Below are 17217 nucleotides of genomic sequence, written 5' to 3' on the forward strand. Positions count from 1 at the left end.
GGAAACAGCACCGGCGAGGGGCGACAAATTGTACCCGCGACAAGGTCGCACTTGCGAAATGCCGCGAAGCGCGATTAGGCAGGCAGCATGGAAGTCACCGCCCCCCTGCCCGACTATTCGCACCGAGCAAAACGAAACGTCTTCGTGCTGATCCTCGCACAGGCCGTGCTTGGTGCGCAGATGCCGATGGTTTTCATTGTCGCTGGCTTGTCGGGTCAGATGCTGTCGCCCAACCCCTGCCTCGCCACGCTACCCATCACGATGATCGTCTTATCTTCGATGCTGATGGCGACGCCGATGTCCGCACTTATGAGTCGATTTGGGCGAAGGGCGGGGTTTTGGCTTGGCACGACCGGAGGTGCGGCCGGCGCAGCCGTCAGCGCCGCAGGATTGTATCATGGTTCCTTCCTGGTCTTCCTTGCCGGGTCATTCCTGACCGGTATCTACATGTCGGCACAAGGATTTTATCGCTTCGCCGCCGCCGATACAGCTTCGGATACCTTCCGCCCCAAAGCGATTTCATGGGTCATGGCGGGTGGGCTCGCCTCGGCCATCGTGGGACCGCAGATCGCAAAGGCCACGACCGATGCCTTGCCGGTGGCCTTTCTCGGCACCTATGTCGCAATCGCTGCCCTGAACATCCTCGGCGCGGGCCTGTTCCTGTTGCTTGATATTCCCCGCCCTCCCAGGCGGAAAAACGGCGAGCCAATGGGGCGCACCCGGATGGAGATGCTCCGCGATCCGACGATCCTTGTCGCCATGATCTGCGCGATGGTGAGCTACGCGCTGATGAACCTTGTGATGACCTCCACCCCGCTCGCCGTGGTCGGCTGTGGTTTTGAGGAGGGCGATGCGGCCGATATCGTTTCGGCCCATGTTCTGGCGATGTTCATTCCATCCTTTTTCACCGGCCATCTGATCGCCCGGTTCGGCCCGCCCGCGATCATGGGCACAGGTCTGGCCATCCTGGCAGGCGCAGGCGCAGTGGCCCTGTCCGGGGTCGCGCTGGAACAGTTCTATGTCGCACTGATCCTTCTGGGGCTCGGCTGGAACTTCGGGTTCATCGGCGCCACGACATTGCTGGCCACCGCTCATGCACCAGAGGAGAGGGGCCGGATTCAGGGCATCAACGATCTCGTCGTCTTCGGCGGTGTGACCGTCGCCTCTTTGGCCTCCGGCGGTCTGATGAACTGTTCGGGGACGAGTGTGATCGCTGGTTGGCAGGCGGTGAACCTTGCAATGCTGCCGTTTCTGGTCCTCGCGGGCGGATCGCTCATCTGGCTGGTGCTGCGGCCAAGAGCGATGTGAGGACCGGGGGCCAGCCCCCGGACCCCCGGAATATTGCCCGACAGAAAGTGGGACTCAGTACCGCCCGGTAAGCGCGCGCGTCAGCAGCGCCCATTTTTCGGCAATACCGGAAACACCAAGCCGCCCATCGGCGATACGGCACGGATCGCGTTCCGCCTGTTTCAGCACGGCATCAGCCGTGGCACCGGGCAAGAGTGCGGGCCGGGCGTGGAGCGGGATGTTGGCGGCCTTTGCCTGTGCGATACGAGCGCGGCCCTCGGAGGCGAGTAAACGGAGTGATTCCGGGCGACCATCCGTGAAGGGCACGCGGCCACGCGCCTCCAGTTCCGGCGCTGCGCGGAAATAGGCAGCGAGCCCGGCGCCCCAGGCGAAGGCGCGCACCGCCCCCTCACATGAGGAGGGCGCGCCGAGCGCGCGGGCGGCGGCCCAGATCAGATTGCCCGAGGTCTGGTCGAGATACATGTCAAAGGCGCCACGATCCTCGAATGGCTCTCGCCAGCAATCCCAGCGCCGCGCTTCGGCGATACCGTTCAGAAGTGACGCAAGTGCGGGGTCACGCTGCAACATGGGAGACAGTGCCTCGGTCACCGGATGGCCGCGCCGGTCGGACCCCTTGGCAAGATCAGTAATCGTGTCGATCCACCATTGCAGCCGCATCTCGGCGACCATCGGCTCAGATGCTGCCCATGGTGCGCGTGCGATCTCCAGATTGGCGGCGTAAAGCGGCCAGAGTTTCCCGCGCACCGCGACGGGGGCGGCCATGGTTGCGGCGAAGCGGCCCGGATCGCCCTCCTCAACAAGCGCGGCGCAGGCCTCGGTCATGCCGGTTCCACGACGCTGAGAAGATAGGCGATATCGGTCGGGGCGGCGCGCCACCCCGCGAACTCGTCCTCTGCCGCGTCGAGTTCGCGGGCCAGATCCGGCCCCGCCCCGATCCTGAGCCGCGCGGCGCGCGACATCAGCGGCAGGTAGTAGTCGAGCCAGGCCCGCCCGGTGATGAGCCGCGTGGCGCGGGTCCTGAAGCCTGCGCTTTCGACGCGTGTGGCGATCTTGTCCGCCATGCCGACACCGGGACAGTCGGCCCAGAAAGCGGCCGCCGCTTTTGATGGCGGATCGGTCAGAAAGACCGGTTCGGAGAATGCGATCACCCCACCCGGTGCAAGTGCCGCGCGCCAGCGGGCAAGGGCCGTTTCGATGCCGAGGAAATAGACAGCACCTGCCGACCAGATCAGATCGGCAGGGCCGATGATCTCTTCCATATCGCCGCACCAGACCCTGACGCGCGGGCCGAAGCAGCTTAGCCGGTCGCGTGCCTCCTCGACGAAATGCGGCACGATGTCAAAGCCGTCCACTTCCACCTTGGGCAGGTTGGCGGCGAAGGCCTCGATATCCGCGCCCGGCCCACAACCGGCATCGATGATGCGCGCAGGCGGATCTATCTGGTCGAGAACCCAGAGCACATCCTCGGGCGTTCCCGGCCCCTGCCGGGGAATGTCGCGGTGGAGGGTGAAGAACGGATCTTCGTTCATGCCGGGGTCACGCCGTCATGCACAAGTTTCCAGGTAATCGCATCAAGCAGCGCCTCGAACGAGGCGTCGACGATGTTCGGGCTGACGCCGACCGTGGACCACCGATGCCCCGCCCCGTCTTCGCTGTCGATGATGACGCGGGTCACGGCCTCGGTCCCGCCTTGGGTAATCCGCACCTTGAAATCCACGAGCTTCATGTCGTCGATCGCCGCCTGATAGGGGCCGAGGTCCTTGGCGAGCGCCTTGGCCAACGCGTTGACGGGCCCCCGGTCGCTGCCCGTCTCATCCATGCTTTCACTGACCGAGAGTGTCTTTTCGCCGCCGATCTTCACCACGACGACCGCCTCGGACAGCGTCACCATCCGGTTGTACTTGTTCTTCCGCCGCTCGACCGTCACGCGGTAGCGCTTGACCTCGAAGTAGTCTGGCAGAAGGCCAAGTTCCCGCCGCGCCAGCAACTCGAACGAGGCCTGCGCGCCGTCATAGGCGTATCCCTGATCCTCGCGCTCCTTGATGATCTCAAGAATGCGCGACAGGGCAGGATCCTTCGGCGCGACCTCGATCCCGGCGGCGGCAAGGCGCATGCGCAGGTTCGACTGCCCGGCCTGATTGGACATCGGGATAACGCGTTCATTGCCGACCAATGCGGGATCGACGTGTTCGTAAGTTGTCGGGTCCTTAAGGATCGCGCTCGCATGGAGCCCCGCCTTGTGGGCGAACGCCGACGCACCGACATAGGCCGCGCTGCGCAGGGGCACGCGGTTCAGGATGTCGTCGAGCATCCGGCTCGCGCGGGTCAGGGTCTTCAGGGCTGCTTTCGTGACGCCGGTTTCAAAGCGGCTGGCATAGGGGTCCTTGAGCAGAAGCGTCGGGATGAGAGCCGTAAGACTGGCATTGCCGCAGCGCTCGCCCAGACCGTTCAGCGTGCCCTGAATCTGCCGCGCGCCGGCATCGACGGCGGCAAGGCTGGCCGCCACGGCGTTTTCGGTGTCGTTATGGGTGTGAATACCGAGGCGGTCACCGGGGATACCTGCCGCGATGACCTCGGCGGTGATGCGGCCGACCTCGGCGGGCAAGGTGCCGCCATTGGTGTCGCAGAGCACGATCCAGCGGGCACCTGCCTCATGCGCGGCTTTCAGGCAGTCGAGCGCATAGGCGGGATTGGCCTTGTAGCCGTCAAAGAAATGCTCGGCATCGAAAAGCGCCTCACGCCCTTTACCGACAAGATGGGCAACCGATGCACCGATGCTTTCGAGGTTCTCGTCGAGCGTGATGCCGAGCGCGGTGGTGACGTGAAAGTCATGGGTCTTGCCGACAAGGCAGACGGCGGGTGTGCCCGCATTCAGAACGGCAGCGAGCGTATCGTCGTTTTCGGCGGAGCGCCCGGCCCGCTTGGTCATGCCGAAGGCGGTGAAAGTTGCTTTCGTCTCGGGACGGTTGTCAAAGAACTCGCTGTCCGTCGGGTTCGCGCCGGGCCAGCCACCCTCGATATGGTCGATGCCCATCGCGTCGAGCGCTTCAGCGATCTGGCGCTTTTCGGCGACGGAGAACTGCACGCCCTGCGTCTGCTGCCCGTCGCGCAAGGTGGTGTCGTAGAGGTAGAGGCGTTCCTTCGTCATAAGGCACACCCGCCCCGGACCTGATCCGGGGCCTCTTGATCCATCCGGAGGTCCCGGGTCAGGCCCGGGACGACACTACGACTAACTCTTCCCGCCCCGCATTCCAGATCAGCGAAAAGCCTGTCCCCTTGCCGGTTCGCCTGCGAACCGGCTTGCGCCCGACCCGCCCCCCCGGGGCGGGCGCAAACGCGCCCCCCCCGCGGGTCCGGCGCAAGCCTGTGTTGTTCCATGACCGCCACAAGCCAACTCATTTCAGAGCCTCCAGTTTGGCGGGGTCGAAGTCCATTTCGGGTCGTAGGTGGACACCGGTCTTCGTCATCTGCACGCTTACATTCGCGCGCGCCAACATCTCCTTGAAAACATCGACGCGCGAGAAATCTTTCGAAAGTATCGCTTCATCACGAAGTTTCTGAAGCTCAACCGCTTTCGACTGCAAAAGCGCCAGCCCCATTCGATAGTCATTCACCCGCTCAGCCAGTCTCTCGTAAGTAAACAACCCGATAAACACCAAATTCCGCGCGAGACGGCTGGCAGTTCCGGCGTCAGTCATCTTGGAAATCACTTCCAAGGCCGCGTGTGTGTTCAGGTCATCAGACAGCGCGTCGATAACTGCCTTCTCTGGTTCCAGCGCCTTGGCTTCTTCCAGATCACCGTACATGGCGACCAATTCTATGAATCCATGAATTTTCGCTTCGGCTGCGACTGCCTTCTCAACCGTCCAGTCCATTGGTTTGGAATAATGAGTTGAGAGATAGACAAAGCGTATCACTTCGCCCGACACACCTTGATCCAGCAAGTCCCTCACCGTGAAGAAGTTGCCGAGCGATTTCGACATCTTCTTGCCCTCGACCTGAAGCATCTCGTTATGCATCCAGACCCTGGCGAACTCGACCTCGGGGTGGCTGCACATCGACTGGGCGATCTCGTTCTCGTGGTGGGGAAATTGCAGGTCGATGCCGCCTCCATGGATGTCGAAGCTGTCGCCCAGCAGTTCATGGCTCATGGCCGAGCATTCGATATGCCAGCCGGGGCGGCCCCTGCCCCACGGGCTCTCCCAACCCGGCAGGTCGTCGGTGGAGGGCTTCCAGAGGACGAAGTCCATCGGGTCTTCCTTGAAGGGTGCCACCTCCACTCTCGCGCCCGCGATCATGTCGTCGACGGAGCGGCCTGAAAGTTTGCCGTAACCCTCATAGGAGCGGACGCGGAAGAGAACGTGACCTTCTTTCTCATAGGCGTGGCCCCGCGCGATCAGGTCCGCGATCATCGCGATCATCTGGCCGATATATTCGGTCGCGCGCGGTTCGGCGGACGGCGTCAGGTTGCCTAGCGCGCCCATGTCGTCGTGGTACCAGCGGATCGTCTCATCCGTGCGTTCGCGGATCAGTTCCTCAAGGCTGCGGGGATCGCCCGCATCCTTGCGGCGCTGCGCCTCGGCGTTGATCTTGTCGTCAACGTCGGTGAAGTTGCGGACATAGGTGACGTGGTCCGCACCGTAGACATGGCGGAGAAGGCGAAAGAGCACGTCGAAGACAATCACGGGTCGGGCATTGCCGATATGGGCGCGGTCATAGACCGTGGGACCGCAGACATACATCCGCACGTTTTCGGGGTCGATGGGCGTAAAGACTTCTTTCCTGCGGGTCTTTGTATTGCTGAGCCTGATTTCGGTCATGCCTATATCCCTTGCGCGCGCATCCCGGCGGCGGGCTTACCAGTCTCTCGGTTCGATGAAAACGACAAGAACGGCCCGCCTGACTTATGTCAGCCGGTAATGCAGCAAATGCAGATGGTGCCGTTGAGTTTCATGGCCTTGTGCATAATGCACTTTCCCCGTCCTGCCAAGGCTTTCCAGGCGAACCAACGCCGTAGGCACAGCAATCCTCCATTATATCCTCTTAGTGGATGACAGGATCAGAGGGTCGCACGAACTCAAAAACATAAGGGCAACGCCCGACCGGGCGTTGCCCTATTCAAATTGCTCCCCCTATGGGTGCGGATTCCGGTCAGGCGCCAACGCTGGAGAATTCCGTGCGCGGGTCCGCGCCAAGGCCAAGCCATCCGGCAATGGTCCGCGCGACATGGGCACTGATCTGCGACTTCTGGGTTTCACCGCGGCCCCGCGCGGCCGCCATTTCGGCCCCGGTCATCGCCCGCAGGGAAGCCTCGATTTGATCCGGGCCGGCCAGGACCTCACCGGTTCGTGCATCCCGTACGGTGATCATGAACTCGACATTGTGAACGCCGGCCGGGGCCTGGGTCTCGGCTTTCCATGTCATGGCGTGGAACCGCATCATGGTGACATCCAGCTGAACGGCGCGGCTGCCCTTGGCTCCGGCCGCGCCCTTGCGGATCGCGTTTTCCATCAGTGCGGCAACCTGTGCATACCGGTCACCCGCCGGGTCTTCCCGCCAGACGATGTCGGCATTGGGAACGAAGACCTCAGCCTCCGAAACCGTCAACGTGGTCGGAACCGAGACATTGACGTCGGTAACCCGCCAGTTCGCGGAGGATACCGGCGCATCATAGCTGGTCCGGAACTGGCCGCCGCAAGCCGCCAGCAAGACGACAAGCAGCAACGACGACAGTCGAATGAACAGATCGCGCAATCGCATCACAAACTCCCTCAGTGATCCAACCGGCGAATCAAGTCCACCAGTCCCGCGTTTCTCATACTCAATCATGGCCGATATTGGCCTGCTTTTGGTTAATAGTTGGAATGTGATTGCTGCATCCGGGGCAATTCGCGGCGGTTTTGCAACGATTTCGGCCATCGCCCAGATCCCGGTCGCTGAATTTCCGCCACGTCACTGAACGTGCACGAGAATTTCCAGCGGCAAGGTCGTGCACCAACCCCTGTTTGACTGAAACCAAGACGATGTCATGATGACAGGGCGTCAGATTTCGGGGCACTAGCGGCGCGACACAAGGAGAATCCTCATGCGGCGATTTTGTACCCTGCTCGGCATCGTCATTTTTCTGTGCACGGGACCAGGGGCGGCCAGCGATTATCCAAGCGTTGCGGATCTGCATTTCAACGATTTCGCCAATCTTGTCGATGTCGAAACCGAAGAGGGCACCCGGGCGGCCCTGTCAGCTCTCCTGTCGCAAACCGGGATCGAGATGACCGTCGTCACGATCAGGTCCCGGCAGGACTACGAGGCGTCAGGAGATCTTGAGGAATTTACAAAGGGTTTGTTCAACGATTGGGGCGTCGGCGATGTCACACGCAACGACGGGATCCTGTTGCTGGTTGTCGGCGATGACCGCGAAACCCGCATACAGCTTGGCTCTGCTTACAATCAGGGATACGACGTGATCGCACAGGATATCGTCAGTTCAGACATGGTGCCTTATTTCCGAGACGGTGCCTATGGCGAAGGGATCGAACGCGGCGTCGTGGAAGTGATCGACCGGGTCGCGCTTCGCAACGCCGAGGACGGTCCCATCGATAACGCGCCCTTCACCAACCCGGGCCTGTTCGAACGGTTCGACGGCTGGCTTTTCGGCATAGTGTTTGCCGGGATTGCGGCCTACGGCCTGTTCGGACGCCGGATCGGCGACGGAATGACCCGGTTTCGCCGGTGCCCCGGCTGCGGGCGGCGCGGACTTCACAGCGAGCGCGGGATCAGACCCGCGACGGATGCGAGCGAAGTGCCAATGGAACTGCATCGGATCAGCTGCCGCCACTGCGACTTCCGGGAGGATCGGGAACCGAGAGCCATGAAGACGCAAGCCGGACGAAGGTCAGGATCCGATCGGGGCGGATTCGGCGGTGGGAAATCTTCTGGCGGCGGTGCCAGCGGGCGGTGGTAGCGGGGACCGGCGCCCCCGCCCCGGTGTTACAAACCCGGATTAGAACCGAAAGCCGACATTCACGGACGCGGTTGTTACGTCCACATCCACGCCGGAATTGTCGAAATCATCGAACTGATGGGTCAGAACCTCTGCCCCCACGGTCCACTGATCGGTGATCAGGTAATCCGCACCGACACCTGCGAACCAGCCGGTATCTGACAGGCTGCTGCCACCGACATCGGCCTTGGCATGGGCGGCGCCCGCGGTGCCGTAGACCAGCGCACGTCCCAGATCGGCACCGGCCCGCAACTTCAGTCGGGCGACGGAATCGAGCGTATCTCCCGCCCCGCCAAGGTCGATATCGGTCCAATCATAGTCCGCCCCAACGCCGAGAACCCAGTTGCCGAAGTCCCAGTCATAGCCCCCGCGCAGACCATAGGTCACACCATCGCCATCCAGCCCCGTCGCATTCACATCGCCGTAGCCAAGCTGGCCACCAACAAAGGCGCCGGTCCAATCCGTACCTGCGACGACCGGTACCACAGGGGCTGCAACGGGCGCTTCGGGAAGCGGTTCTGTCAGCCCCCCGGCGACGGCGGGAACCGACAGCGCGCCGACAAGCGCCACGCCAAGGGCAGTCTTCGTCAGCATGTGCATTTCAATCTCCATTTCTGCTCATGTCAGTCCGGCGTGTGGGGCGGCCTCATGGATCTGATCCTTCGGGTCGGCCGATTGGTCCGTCGCCGGTGAGCTTTACATAGACTACACTGCAACCGCTCAAAGGGGGCGTCACAAACGCTTGATATTCATCGGCAAAAGTTTGCCCTGATTGCGCGGAAACCAGCCGCACATGCCCGGTTTCGGCCGGTTCCCGCCGCTCTGGACAGAGGGGTCCGGCAAATGTTATTTTTGAACAAATGTTCATTTAATTTCGGAGACCGCGATGAAGCTTTCCACCTCTGCCGCCGTGATCACCGGGGGCGCATCCGGGCTTGGCGCGGCCACCGCCGAGGCGTTTCGCAAGGCCGGTGCGGCGGTGATGATCCTCGACCGCGATGCGGCCGGGGCGGCTTTCGCCGAAGGGATCGGTGCCGGGTTTGCCGAGGTCGACGTGACCGATGAAGGTTCTGCCACGGCGGGCATCGACGGGGCGATAAAGGCGATGGGGCGTATCGACGTTCTGGTGAACTGCGCCGGAATCGCGACGGGGGAAAAGACCGTCGGGCGCGAGGGTCCGCACCGGCTGGAAAGCTTTCGCAGAACCATCGACATCAACCTGATCGGCAGTTTCAACATGCTGCGTCTCGCTGCCGCCGCGATGGCCGAGAATGCAGGTCCGGAGCGCGGGGTGATCGTCAATACTGCGTCCATTGCCGCCTTTGACGGGCAAAAGGGCCAGGCGGCCTATGCGGCCTCCAAGGGTGGGATCGTCGGGATGACGCTGCCGGTCGCCCGCGATCTGGCGGGCCAGGGTATCCGGGTCTGTGCGATCGCGCCGGGCATTTTCGCGACCCCCATGATGAAGGGACTGCCACAGGAAGTGCAGGACAGCCTGGCTGCCGAAGTCACCTTTCCCAAGCGGCTCGGCGATCCGGCAGAATACGCCGCCCTTGCCGTGTTCATCGTCGAATGCGGCTATCTGAATGGCGAGGTGATCCGGCTCGACGGTGCGCTCAGGATGCGCTGACGCCGGTCGGCAAAGCGTCGGCGAAGCGTCGGCAAAACGTATGGCACGGGCGCGCGGGGGCTTTACCCGGCCTTTACGGCCGAGACCCGCGCAGTACCCGGTCAGCGCGACTTGAAGAGAGAACCGAGAATACCGCGCACCAGCGCCTGCCCGGTTTTGGTACCAAGCTGGCGGACGAGGCTCTTGCCGAAAGCGGTAGCGAGACTGTCAGACCGCGACGAGGACCGGCGGCGTGATGTTGACCGACCGGTCGCGCGGTCGTCATAGCGGCGCGCCTCTTTCTCGCGGCGGGCCTCTTCTTCCAGCCGTTCCTCTTCCTCTTCGGCGCGTGCGGCGGCCTCGGCAGCCTCGGCAGCACGGGACTGCAGCCGCTCAAAAGCGGAATCGCGGTCGATCACCTTGTCGTATTTCAGGCCAAGGCCTGAGAACTGGATCACCGCGCGACGCTCTTCGGGCGTGATCGGGCCGAGCTGGCTGGCCGGGGGGCGGATCAATGTACGTTCGACAATCGACGGTACGCCCTTGGCCTCAAGGAACGACGTCACCGCCTCGCCCGTGCCGACCTCCTTGATCGCGGTTTCGGTATCGAAACGGGGATTGGGGCGGTAGTTCTGGGCGGCGCTTCGCAGTTCCTTCTGATCTTTCGCGGTAAAGGCGCGGAGCGCGTGCTGCACCCGGTTGCCGAGCTGGCCGAGAACATCGTCTGGCACATCCGCCGGATTCTGGGTGATGAAGAAGACCCCTACCCCCTTGGAGCGGATCAGCCGCGCCACCTGTTCCACCTTGTCGATAAGCGCCTTTGGCGCGTCGTCAAAGAGAAGATGCGCCTCATCAAAGAAGAAGACGAATCTCGGCTTGTCCGGGTTGCCGACCTCAGGCAGTTCCTCGAAGAGTTCCGACAGAAGCCAGAGCAGGAAGGTCGCGTAAAGACGCGGCGAGGCCATCAGCTTGTCGGCGGCAAGGATGTTGATCTGACCGCGGCCGTCGGTGGCGGTGCGGATCATGTCCGAGAGCTCCAGCGCCGGTTCGCCGAAAAGACGCGTGCCGCCTTGATTTTCCAGCACCAGCAATTGGCGCTGGATGGCGCCGATCGTCGCCGATGCCACATTGCCGTAGCGCAGGGCGATCTCATCGGCATTCTGGCCAATCCAGACCAGCATCGACTGAAGGTCCTTTAGGTCGAGAAGAGGCAGCCCTTCCTCATCCGCCAGCCGGAAGGCGATGTTCAGTACCCCTTCCTGGGCTTCCGAGAGATCCATGAGGCGCGACAGCAGAAGTGGCCCCATCTCGGTCACGGTCGTCCGAATCGGGGTGCCCGATTCGCCAAAGAGGTCCCAGAACGCCACCGGGAAGGACTGATATTGCAGGTCGTAGCCGATGGTCGCACAGCGTTTCATGAACGCGTCATGCAGCTTTGCTTCGGTCGATCCCGCGATGGCGAGTCCGGCGAGGTCACTTTTCACATCCGACAGGAAGACAGGAACACCGGCAGCGGACAAGCCTTCGGCGAGGATCTGCAACGTCACCGTTTTGCCCGTGCCCGTCGCACCGGCGATCAGACCGTGGCGATTGCCGAATTTCAACAAGAGTTCCTGCGGCGTAGCATAGGCTTCGCCGCCGCCGCCCACGAAAATTCCGGCCTCTGTCAGCACGTCGTCCCCCATTACGCAAACCCGTAGCGATGTCACAATACAATCTTAACCCCGGCATGCCAGTCTCGATTGTATCCGGGCCGCAATCCTCTTCGCCCGGGTTTACTTCCTCCCTGTCAGACTGGCCGCGCCCGCAACGGCGCGGTCTTTTTCCGTGCAAAATCAAATTTGTGGGTCTGGTAATTTTTCCGGTTGACGCATCGGGACGAACTGAATAGCGTGCCGACCAATGACTAAGTCGGCCTGTCCGACAGGGAGCGAAAGATTGAAGAAGGGCCCCATACGGGGCCCTTTTTTGCTTTGGGCGACAGGCACATCCGGCGTGACGCTGCGGCACCTTCGGGCATGAGCGGATTGCCGCTATCACGCTTTTGCCCGCTGACATGCCCCGCACCACATGATAAGCCCGGGCCGAACTTCACCAGAAGGATCAACGGACACAAAATGCCTGCATTCCCAAAAACGCTCTCGATGCTTTTTGCGCTGACCCTGGCCATGCCGCTTGCGGCGCAGGAAACGGCCGCGCCCGAGACGACCGAACAATCGACCTCACCGGCTGTCGCACCTGCCGCCGCGTCTGAACCCTATGTCAAGGAAAGATTCGGCGACTGGCAACTGCGCTGTGTGAAGGTCGAAGAAGGCCCGGAACCCTGCCAGCTCTACCATCTGCTCAACGACAAGGCGACCGGCAACCCGATCATGGAAATGACGATACTGCCGCTGCCCGAGGGTGGTGAGGCCGTGGCCGGCGCGACTGTGATCGTGCCCCTGGAAACGCTGCTGACCCAGAAGCTGAACCTCACCATCGACAGCGGCAAGACCAAGCGCTTTGACTTCACCTTCTGCGCCGAAGTGGGCTGCGTCGCCCGCATGGGGCTGACCGAGGATGACCTTGCCGCGTTCCGCAAGGGCAATGTCGCGACACTGACGGTTGTTCCGGTTGCCGATCCGTCGCGCACCGTCGACGTCGAAATGTCCCTAAGCGGCTTCACCGCCGGATTCGAGGCCGTGCAGGCGGCTATGCCGAAGGCCGAATAAGACCCGCCCACAGTGGTGGGAAGGATCGAACGCCGCCCTTCGGGGCGGCGTTTGTCGTGGGAGCACATGAATCGTCCACGTTTGCCCCCGGTTTCCGGATCAGGCCCTTTTCAGCGCGATCACCGCGTTCAGCCCCCCAAAGGCGAAGGCATTCGACAGGGCCGCGTCAATCTTTGCCTCGCGCGCGACATTCGGCACCACGTCGAGCGCACATTCCGGGTCCGGCTCTTCATAGCCGATGGTGGGGGCAATCACCCCGTCGCGCAAAGCCATGATGCAGGCCAGAAGCTCCACCGCGCCGGTCCCGCCGATCAGGTGGCCATGCATCGCCTTGGTCGAAGAGATCATCAGCCGGTCGGCGTCGGCCCCGAAGGCGTGAGCAACAGCGGCGCATTCGGTCTTGTCATTGGCGGCCGTCCCGGTGCCGTGGGCGTTGACATACCCCACATCGGCGGGGTTCAGCCCCGCATCGCGCAAGGCGCCCGAGATCGCCCGCTCGGCCCCCGCCTGACTAGGCATCACGATATCGGCGGCATCGGAACTCATGGCAAAGCCCGCCACCTCGGTCAGAATGTCGGCACCGCGCGCGACCGCATGGTCCCAGTCCTCGAACACAAAGACCCCTGCCCCCTCGCCCTGCACCATGCCGTTGCGATTGGCGCTGAAGGGGCGGCAGGCGTCCTTGGACATGACCCGCAGCCCTTCCCAGGCCTTAATCCCGCCAAAGCACAGCATCGCCTCAGACCCGCCGGTGATCATCGCCCGCGCCGCGCCCGAGCGGACCATCTGAAAGGCCAGCCCCATAGCGTGATTGGACGAGGCGCAGGCCGTGGCGACGGTGAAGGAGGGGCCGCGCAGGTTCCATTCCATACTGACATGGCTGGCAGCGGCATTGTTCATCAGTTTCGGCACGACAAAGGGATGGACCCGGTTCTTTCCGTCCTCATAGACCGTCCGGTAATTTTCGTCCCAGGTATTCACCCCGCCCCCGGCCGTGCCGAGCACGACCCCGCATTCGAGCCCGAGGCGGCCCGAGAAATCGAGCCCGGACTGGGTGACCGCCTGCCGCGCGGCAATCATCGTGAACTGGGTGAAGCGGTCGAAGAGCGCCAGATCCTGTCGGTTGAAATGGGCCTCAGCCTCCCATCCCCGGACCTGTCCCCCGATGCGGATCTGAAGCCTGTCGACGTCGCGGAACTCCAACGGACCGATGCCGCAGCGCCCCTCGCGCATCGCGGCGAGCGTGGTTGCGACGTCATGGCCAAGTGCGTTGATCGTACCCGCGCCGGTAATGGCCACGCGCCTCATGCCGATTGCGCCACCATATCCTCGACCGCGGCGATGATCGACGCGACCGTTGTCATGTCGAAACCACTTTGTTCGGGCGCATTGGCATTGAACGGCACAGATATGTCGAATGCCTCCTCGATGGCGAAGACGGATTCCACGAGCCCGAGACTGTCGATACCCAATTCGTCCAGCCGCATCTCGGGGCTGACCTGATCCACATCGAGAACCGCCTGTTCGGCGATGATCGCGATCACCCGGTTCTTAACGCTCACCGTCATCCTCCACGTCTTTGCGCCCTGTCTGCCCCAGACGTGTAACGGCTTCACGAAGCTCAGCGACCTGATCGAACAGCCGGCCCAAACGGCGGATGTTCTTCCACGCCTGGACATGGGTTTCCATTTTGATGGCCGGATAACCGAGAAGCACGCGGCCCGCAGGGGCGTTCGAGAGGATCTTGGTGCCCCCACCCGCGATGACATCGTCGCCAATGAAGATATTGTCGACGACGCCGCATTGCCCGCCAAGGATGACCCGGTCGCCGATTTTCACCGATCCTGCGATGCCCGTCTGGCCGCAGAGCAGGCAATCCTCGCCCACGACGACGTTGTGGCCAAGGTGAACGAGATTGTCGAGCTTGGTGCCGTTGCCGATCACCGTTGCGCGGATCGTTCCGGAATCAATCGTCGCATTGGCGCCGATCTCGACATCATCGCCGATCTCCACGCCGCCGAGCGAATGAATGCGCCGCCATTTCTGAGCACGTATCTCGGCCCGCTGACCGAGGGTTTCACGGACCTCCTCGACCCCGGATTTTTCAGGCGTTACGTAGGAGAACCCGTCGCCACCGATCACGGCGCCGGACTGGCAGACGAACCGGTCACCGATGCGGACATTGCGGCCGATGCGGACACCGGGATGGATAAGCGTCTGAGTGCCGATGGCCGAGCCTTCTCCGATGGTCACGTGTGCGCCGATGCGTGCAGCAGGCCCGATGGAAACGCCGCCGCCGATGACCGTATAAGGCCCGATGGCGGCGCCGTCGGCGATACTCGCCCCCTCGCCCAGAACCACCGTCGGATGAATGCCGACGGCAATTTCCAGCCCCGGATCAAGCAGGGCGGTCAGGGCCGACATCGCCAGACGCGGCCGCGCGACAAAGATCGCGGCTTTCAGCCCCAAAGCTTTCCAGTCAGCCCCCTGCCACAGGACGGCGGCACGGGCCGCGCCCGCGCTGAGACCACCGGCATATTTCGCATCCATCGCAAGCGCGAGATCGTCCGCCCCGGCCTGCGCGGGCTCAGCGGCGCGGGCGATCCGCAACGAAAGGTCACCCTCGGCCTCGGCCCCAAGCGCCTCGGCAATCTCGGCAGTTGTGAAGGATGGCTGCATCCGCGACACTCCCGTCTAAGGACCGCCTTCGGTCCTGCGGGACAGAATTAGCCCCGAAGCTCCGGCAAGACCACCCCGGCCGCCACAAGCGCATCGAAAATCCGCCCGTCCCGTCCATAGACATCGCGACGGAATTCGATTTCCCCCCGCGCCGTAGGCCAGGCGGTGAAGTAGACCAGATGCACCGGCACCGGTTGTTCAAGCGGAACGGTCGTTTCCCGACCGGTATTCAGGTGGCGACGAAACTCAGCCTGCGGGTCATCGCTTTGATGTGCAAGCAGCGTATAGGCAAAGTCGAAGGGCTTGCCGAGCCGTATGCAGCCATGGCTGAAGGCCCGCACTTCCTTGGCGAAAAGCGATTTTGACGGCGTATCATGCAGATAGATGTTCCACTTGTTGGGGAACATGAACTTTACAAGGCCGAGCGCATTCGAGTTCGACGGCGGCTGCGACATAGCAAAGGGGAAGTTCCGCGCCGTGAACTGGGTGAAATCGACCTGGGTGCGATCGACAACCTGACCACGCCGGTCGGTGATCTTCAGATGCCCGACCGAGTTCGGGTTCTTCTGAAGCATCGGCAGATATTCCTTGACGGTGATGGAACGTGGCACGTTCCAGGTCGGGTTCACGACCATATGTTCCATCTGGTCGGAGAATTCCGGGCTGCGGCGGTCATGCTGGTTCATGCCGACGACCGTCACCGTTTCAAACGTCACCTTGCCGTCATCCACGACCTTGGCGGTGAAATCCGGCAGGTTGACCCAGATATGCCGCTTGCCAAGCGAGATGCCGTTCATCCAGCGCATCCGCTCCATCGCGACAAGCACGGAATGCAACCGTTCCTCGGGCGAGACATTGATCTCGGACAGCGTGCCGGAACCGGCGACGCCGTCGGGGGCGAGCCCGTGTTCGATCTGGAAGCGCTGTACCGCCTTCTGAATCGCGCCGTCATAGTCCTGCGTCGACGAGCGATGGAGGTAGCCCATGCGGATCAGGCGGTCGCGAAGAGAGATCACGGCTGCCCCGCTGTCGCCGGGTTCGAGTTTTTGTCCCTCGGCGATCGCGCCCCACCCCCCGGCAGAGATCGTGTCGGAAAGGTCGAACATGGCACGGCGGAGTTGTTCGTATTCGCGCGATTGCGGTGGAAGCGAGCGCAGGTAGGCGCGCGGCTCGGCTGCGGCGAAGCCCCGCAGAGTGGCAAGCGGATCGCGGTAAGGCACTTCGCGCACAATCCCGGGATCGACGCTGGCCGGCACAAGCACCCCGGTCTGGACATCCTTGGCATAGTGAAGAAAGGCCTCGGTCACGGCCACTTCAAGCCGCCCGCGCTGACGCTCCGACGACAAGGCCGCGAACCGCTCACGCAATTCTGCATCGCCATACCGGCCTGCTGGCAGACCGTGATCGCCCGCAGAGGCCAGGGCGCGGAACAGCGCCTCGCGCCGGGCGGCATCCTTGCCAGACGTCCAGAGCGGCGCATAATCCCGTTCGCGGTAGAATGCGGCCACTGCCGGGTCCGATGCCGCGCTTTCGGCAACAGCCTGCCGAAACGCGAGCCCCTCGCCCTGTGCCGAACCGGTAAGCCCTAAGAGCAGTATGGCGGCGACCGAGGCCACATGGCGTAGAATATCCAGTGTCTGTGCGCGCAGCGCCATCGTCATGACCGTTCCCCTCAAGCCGTCTTCGCCTGTTTCATGCAGTTTCGGGAAACTCGGCCTTCAAGTCCATTAACGAAACAGTCATCCCGCCCCTGACCCCTATTTCATTGTCGCATTTCGGCAACGACCATCGGAATTGTATTGCAGAAAAACCACGCAGAATCGCTTTCAGCGAAATCTCGCCGATGGCGCTTGAAATTCCAATCCGGGGACAATTGCCCGGTTGGCGCGGGAATCGTCTTGTGCCATAAA

The 17217-nt window shown here is 62.7% G+C and carries 16 protein-coding genes; 5 read left to right on the forward strand and 11 right to left on the reverse strand.

The window, feature by feature from the left end:
* The first annotated feature begins 87 nt into the window (after window positions 1-87).
* The gene (locus QKW60_RS13565) at window positions 88-1308 is read left to right on the forward strand and encodes an MFS transporter (protein WP_282369427.1); all 1221 of its coding nucleotides are present in this window, start codon (window positions 88-90) and stop codon (window positions 1306-1308) included.
* A gap of 54 nt (window positions 1309-1362) precedes the next feature.
* On the opposite strand, the gene QKW60_RS13570 is transcribed toward QKW60_RS13565, so the two are convergent.
* The 5 genes from QKW60_RS13570 to QKW60_RS13590 all read right to left on the reverse strand — a co-directional run bounded on the left by QKW60_RS13570 (window position 1363) and on the right by QKW60_RS13590 (window position 7068).
* Window positions 1363-2130: a squalene/phytoene synthase family protein gene (locus QKW60_RS13570; RefSeq protein ID WP_282369429.1), complete on the reverse strand. Its 768-nt coding sequence runs from the start codon at window positions 2128-2130 to the stop codon at window positions 1363-1365.
* Entirely contained in the window at window positions 2127-2837 is a 711-nt protein-coding gene (locus tag QKW60_RS13575; RefSeq protein WP_282369431.1) for a class I SAM-dependent methyltransferase, read from the reverse strand. The genes QKW60_RS13570 and QKW60_RS13575 overlap by 4 nt, the downstream gene beginning before the upstream one ends.
* Complete coding sequence (gene cimA, locus QKW60_RS13580; protein ID WP_282369433.1) at window positions 2834-4456, reverse strand: citramalate synthase; 1623 nt, start codon at window positions 4454-4456, stop codon at window positions 2834-2836. Before cimA ends, QKW60_RS13575 begins: the two co-directional genes overlap by 4 nt.
* Before the next feature lie 247 nt (window positions 4457-4703).
* The gene (gene cysS, locus QKW60_RS13585) at window positions 4704-6128 is read right to left on the reverse strand and encodes a cysteine--tRNA ligase (protein ID WP_282369435.1); all 1425 of its coding nucleotides are present in this window, start codon (window positions 6126-6128) and stop codon (window positions 4704-4706) included.
* A 331-nt stretch (window positions 6129-6459) separates the two neighbouring features.
* The gene (locus QKW60_RS13590; RefSeq protein ID WP_282369437.1) at window positions 6460-7068 is read right to left on the reverse strand and encodes a DUF6778 family protein; all 609 of its coding nucleotides are present in this window, start codon (window positions 7066-7068) and stop codon (window positions 6460-6462) included.
* Window positions 7069-7135: 67 nt separating this feature from the next.
* Between QKW60_RS13590 and QKW60_RS13595 the strand changes: the two genes are divergently transcribed.
* Together QKW60_RS13595 and QKW60_RS13600 are read left to right on the forward strand one after the other, a co-directional pair.
* Window positions 7136-7267 (forward strand): hypothetical protein, encoded by a 132-nt coding sequence (locus QKW60_RS13595; RefSeq protein WP_282369438.1) that lies wholly within the window; start codon window positions 7136-7138, stop codon window positions 7265-7267.
* A 126-nt stretch (window positions 7268-7393) separates the two neighbouring features.
* Window positions 7394-8269, forward strand: a complete 876-nt coding sequence (locus tag QKW60_RS13600) for a TPM domain-containing protein (RefSeq protein WP_282369439.1) — start codon at window positions 7394-7396, stop codon at window positions 8267-8269.
* A 39-nt stretch (window positions 8270-8308) separates the two neighbouring features.
* On the opposite strand, the gene QKW60_RS13605 is transcribed toward QKW60_RS13600, so the two are convergent.
* Complete coding sequence (locus QKW60_RS13605; RefSeq protein WP_282369440.1) at window positions 8309-8908, reverse strand: outer membrane protein; 600 nt, start codon at window positions 8906-8908, stop codon at window positions 8309-8311.
* A gap of 286 nt (window positions 8909-9194) precedes the next feature.
* Here QKW60_RS13605 and QKW60_RS13610 point away from each other — a divergent pair, with 286 nt between their 5' ends.
* Window positions 9195-9938 carry an SDR family oxidoreductase gene (locus QKW60_RS13610; protein WP_282369441.1) on the forward strand — a complete coding sequence of 248 codons (744 nt, stop codon included), beginning with the start codon at window positions 9195-9197 and terminating at the stop codon, window positions 9936-9938.
* Window positions 9939-10039: 101 nt separating this feature from the next.
* Here QKW60_RS13610 and QKW60_RS13615 read toward each other — a convergent pair whose 3' ends face one another.
* Window positions 10040-11602 carry a helicase HerA-like domain-containing protein gene (locus QKW60_RS13615; protein WP_282369442.1) on the reverse strand — a complete coding sequence of 521 codons (1563 nt, stop codon included), beginning with the start codon at window positions 11600-11602 and terminating at the stop codon, window positions 10040-10042.
* Between the two features lie 432 nt (window positions 11603-12034).
* On the opposite strand from QKW60_RS13615, the gene QKW60_RS13620 reads away from it, so the two are divergent.
* Window positions 12035-12628: an invasion associated locus B family protein gene (locus QKW60_RS13620; RefSeq protein WP_282369443.1), complete on the forward strand. Its 594-nt coding sequence runs from the start codon at window positions 12035-12037 to the stop codon at window positions 12626-12628.
* 99 nt (window positions 12629-12727) lie between these two features.
* Here the strand turns inward: QKW60_RS13620 and QKW60_RS13625 are convergent, their stop codons facing one another.
* The 4 genes from QKW60_RS13625 to QKW60_RS13640 are packed head-to-tail and all read right to left on the reverse strand — an operon-like array spanning window position 12728 to window position 16968.
* Complete coding sequence (locus tag QKW60_RS13625) at window positions 12728-13936, reverse strand: beta-ketoacyl-[acyl-carrier-protein] synthase family protein (protein ID WP_282369444.1); 1209 nt, start codon at window positions 13934-13936, stop codon at window positions 12728-12730.
* The gene (locus QKW60_RS13630) at window positions 13933-14196 is read right to left on the reverse strand and encodes an acyl carrier protein (protein ID WP_282369445.1); all 264 of its coding nucleotides are present in this window, start codon (window positions 14194-14196) and stop codon (window positions 13933-13935) included. The genes QKW60_RS13625 and QKW60_RS13630 overlap by 4 nt, the downstream gene beginning before the upstream one ends.
* Complete coding sequence (gene lpxD / locus QKW60_RS13635; protein WP_282369446.1) at window positions 14180-15307, reverse strand: UDP-3-O-(3-hydroxymyristoyl)glucosamine N-acyltransferase; 1128 nt, start codon at window positions 15305-15307, stop codon at window positions 14180-14182. Before lpxD ends, QKW60_RS13630 begins: the two co-directional genes overlap by 17 nt.
* Before the next feature lie 47 nt (window positions 15308-15354).
* Window positions 15355-16968, reverse strand: coding sequence for a L,D-transpeptidase family protein (locus QKW60_RS13640; RefSeq protein WP_336619164.1), 1614 nt, complete (start codon window positions 16966-16968; stop codon window positions 15355-15357).
* Window positions 16969-17217: the final 249 nt, after the last annotated feature.

The organism is Albidovulum aestuarii (genome assembly GCF_029961185.1).
Classification (GTDB): domain Bacteria; phylum Pseudomonadota; class Alphaproteobacteria; order Rhodobacterales; family Rhodobacteraceae; genus Albidovulum; species Albidovulum aestuarii.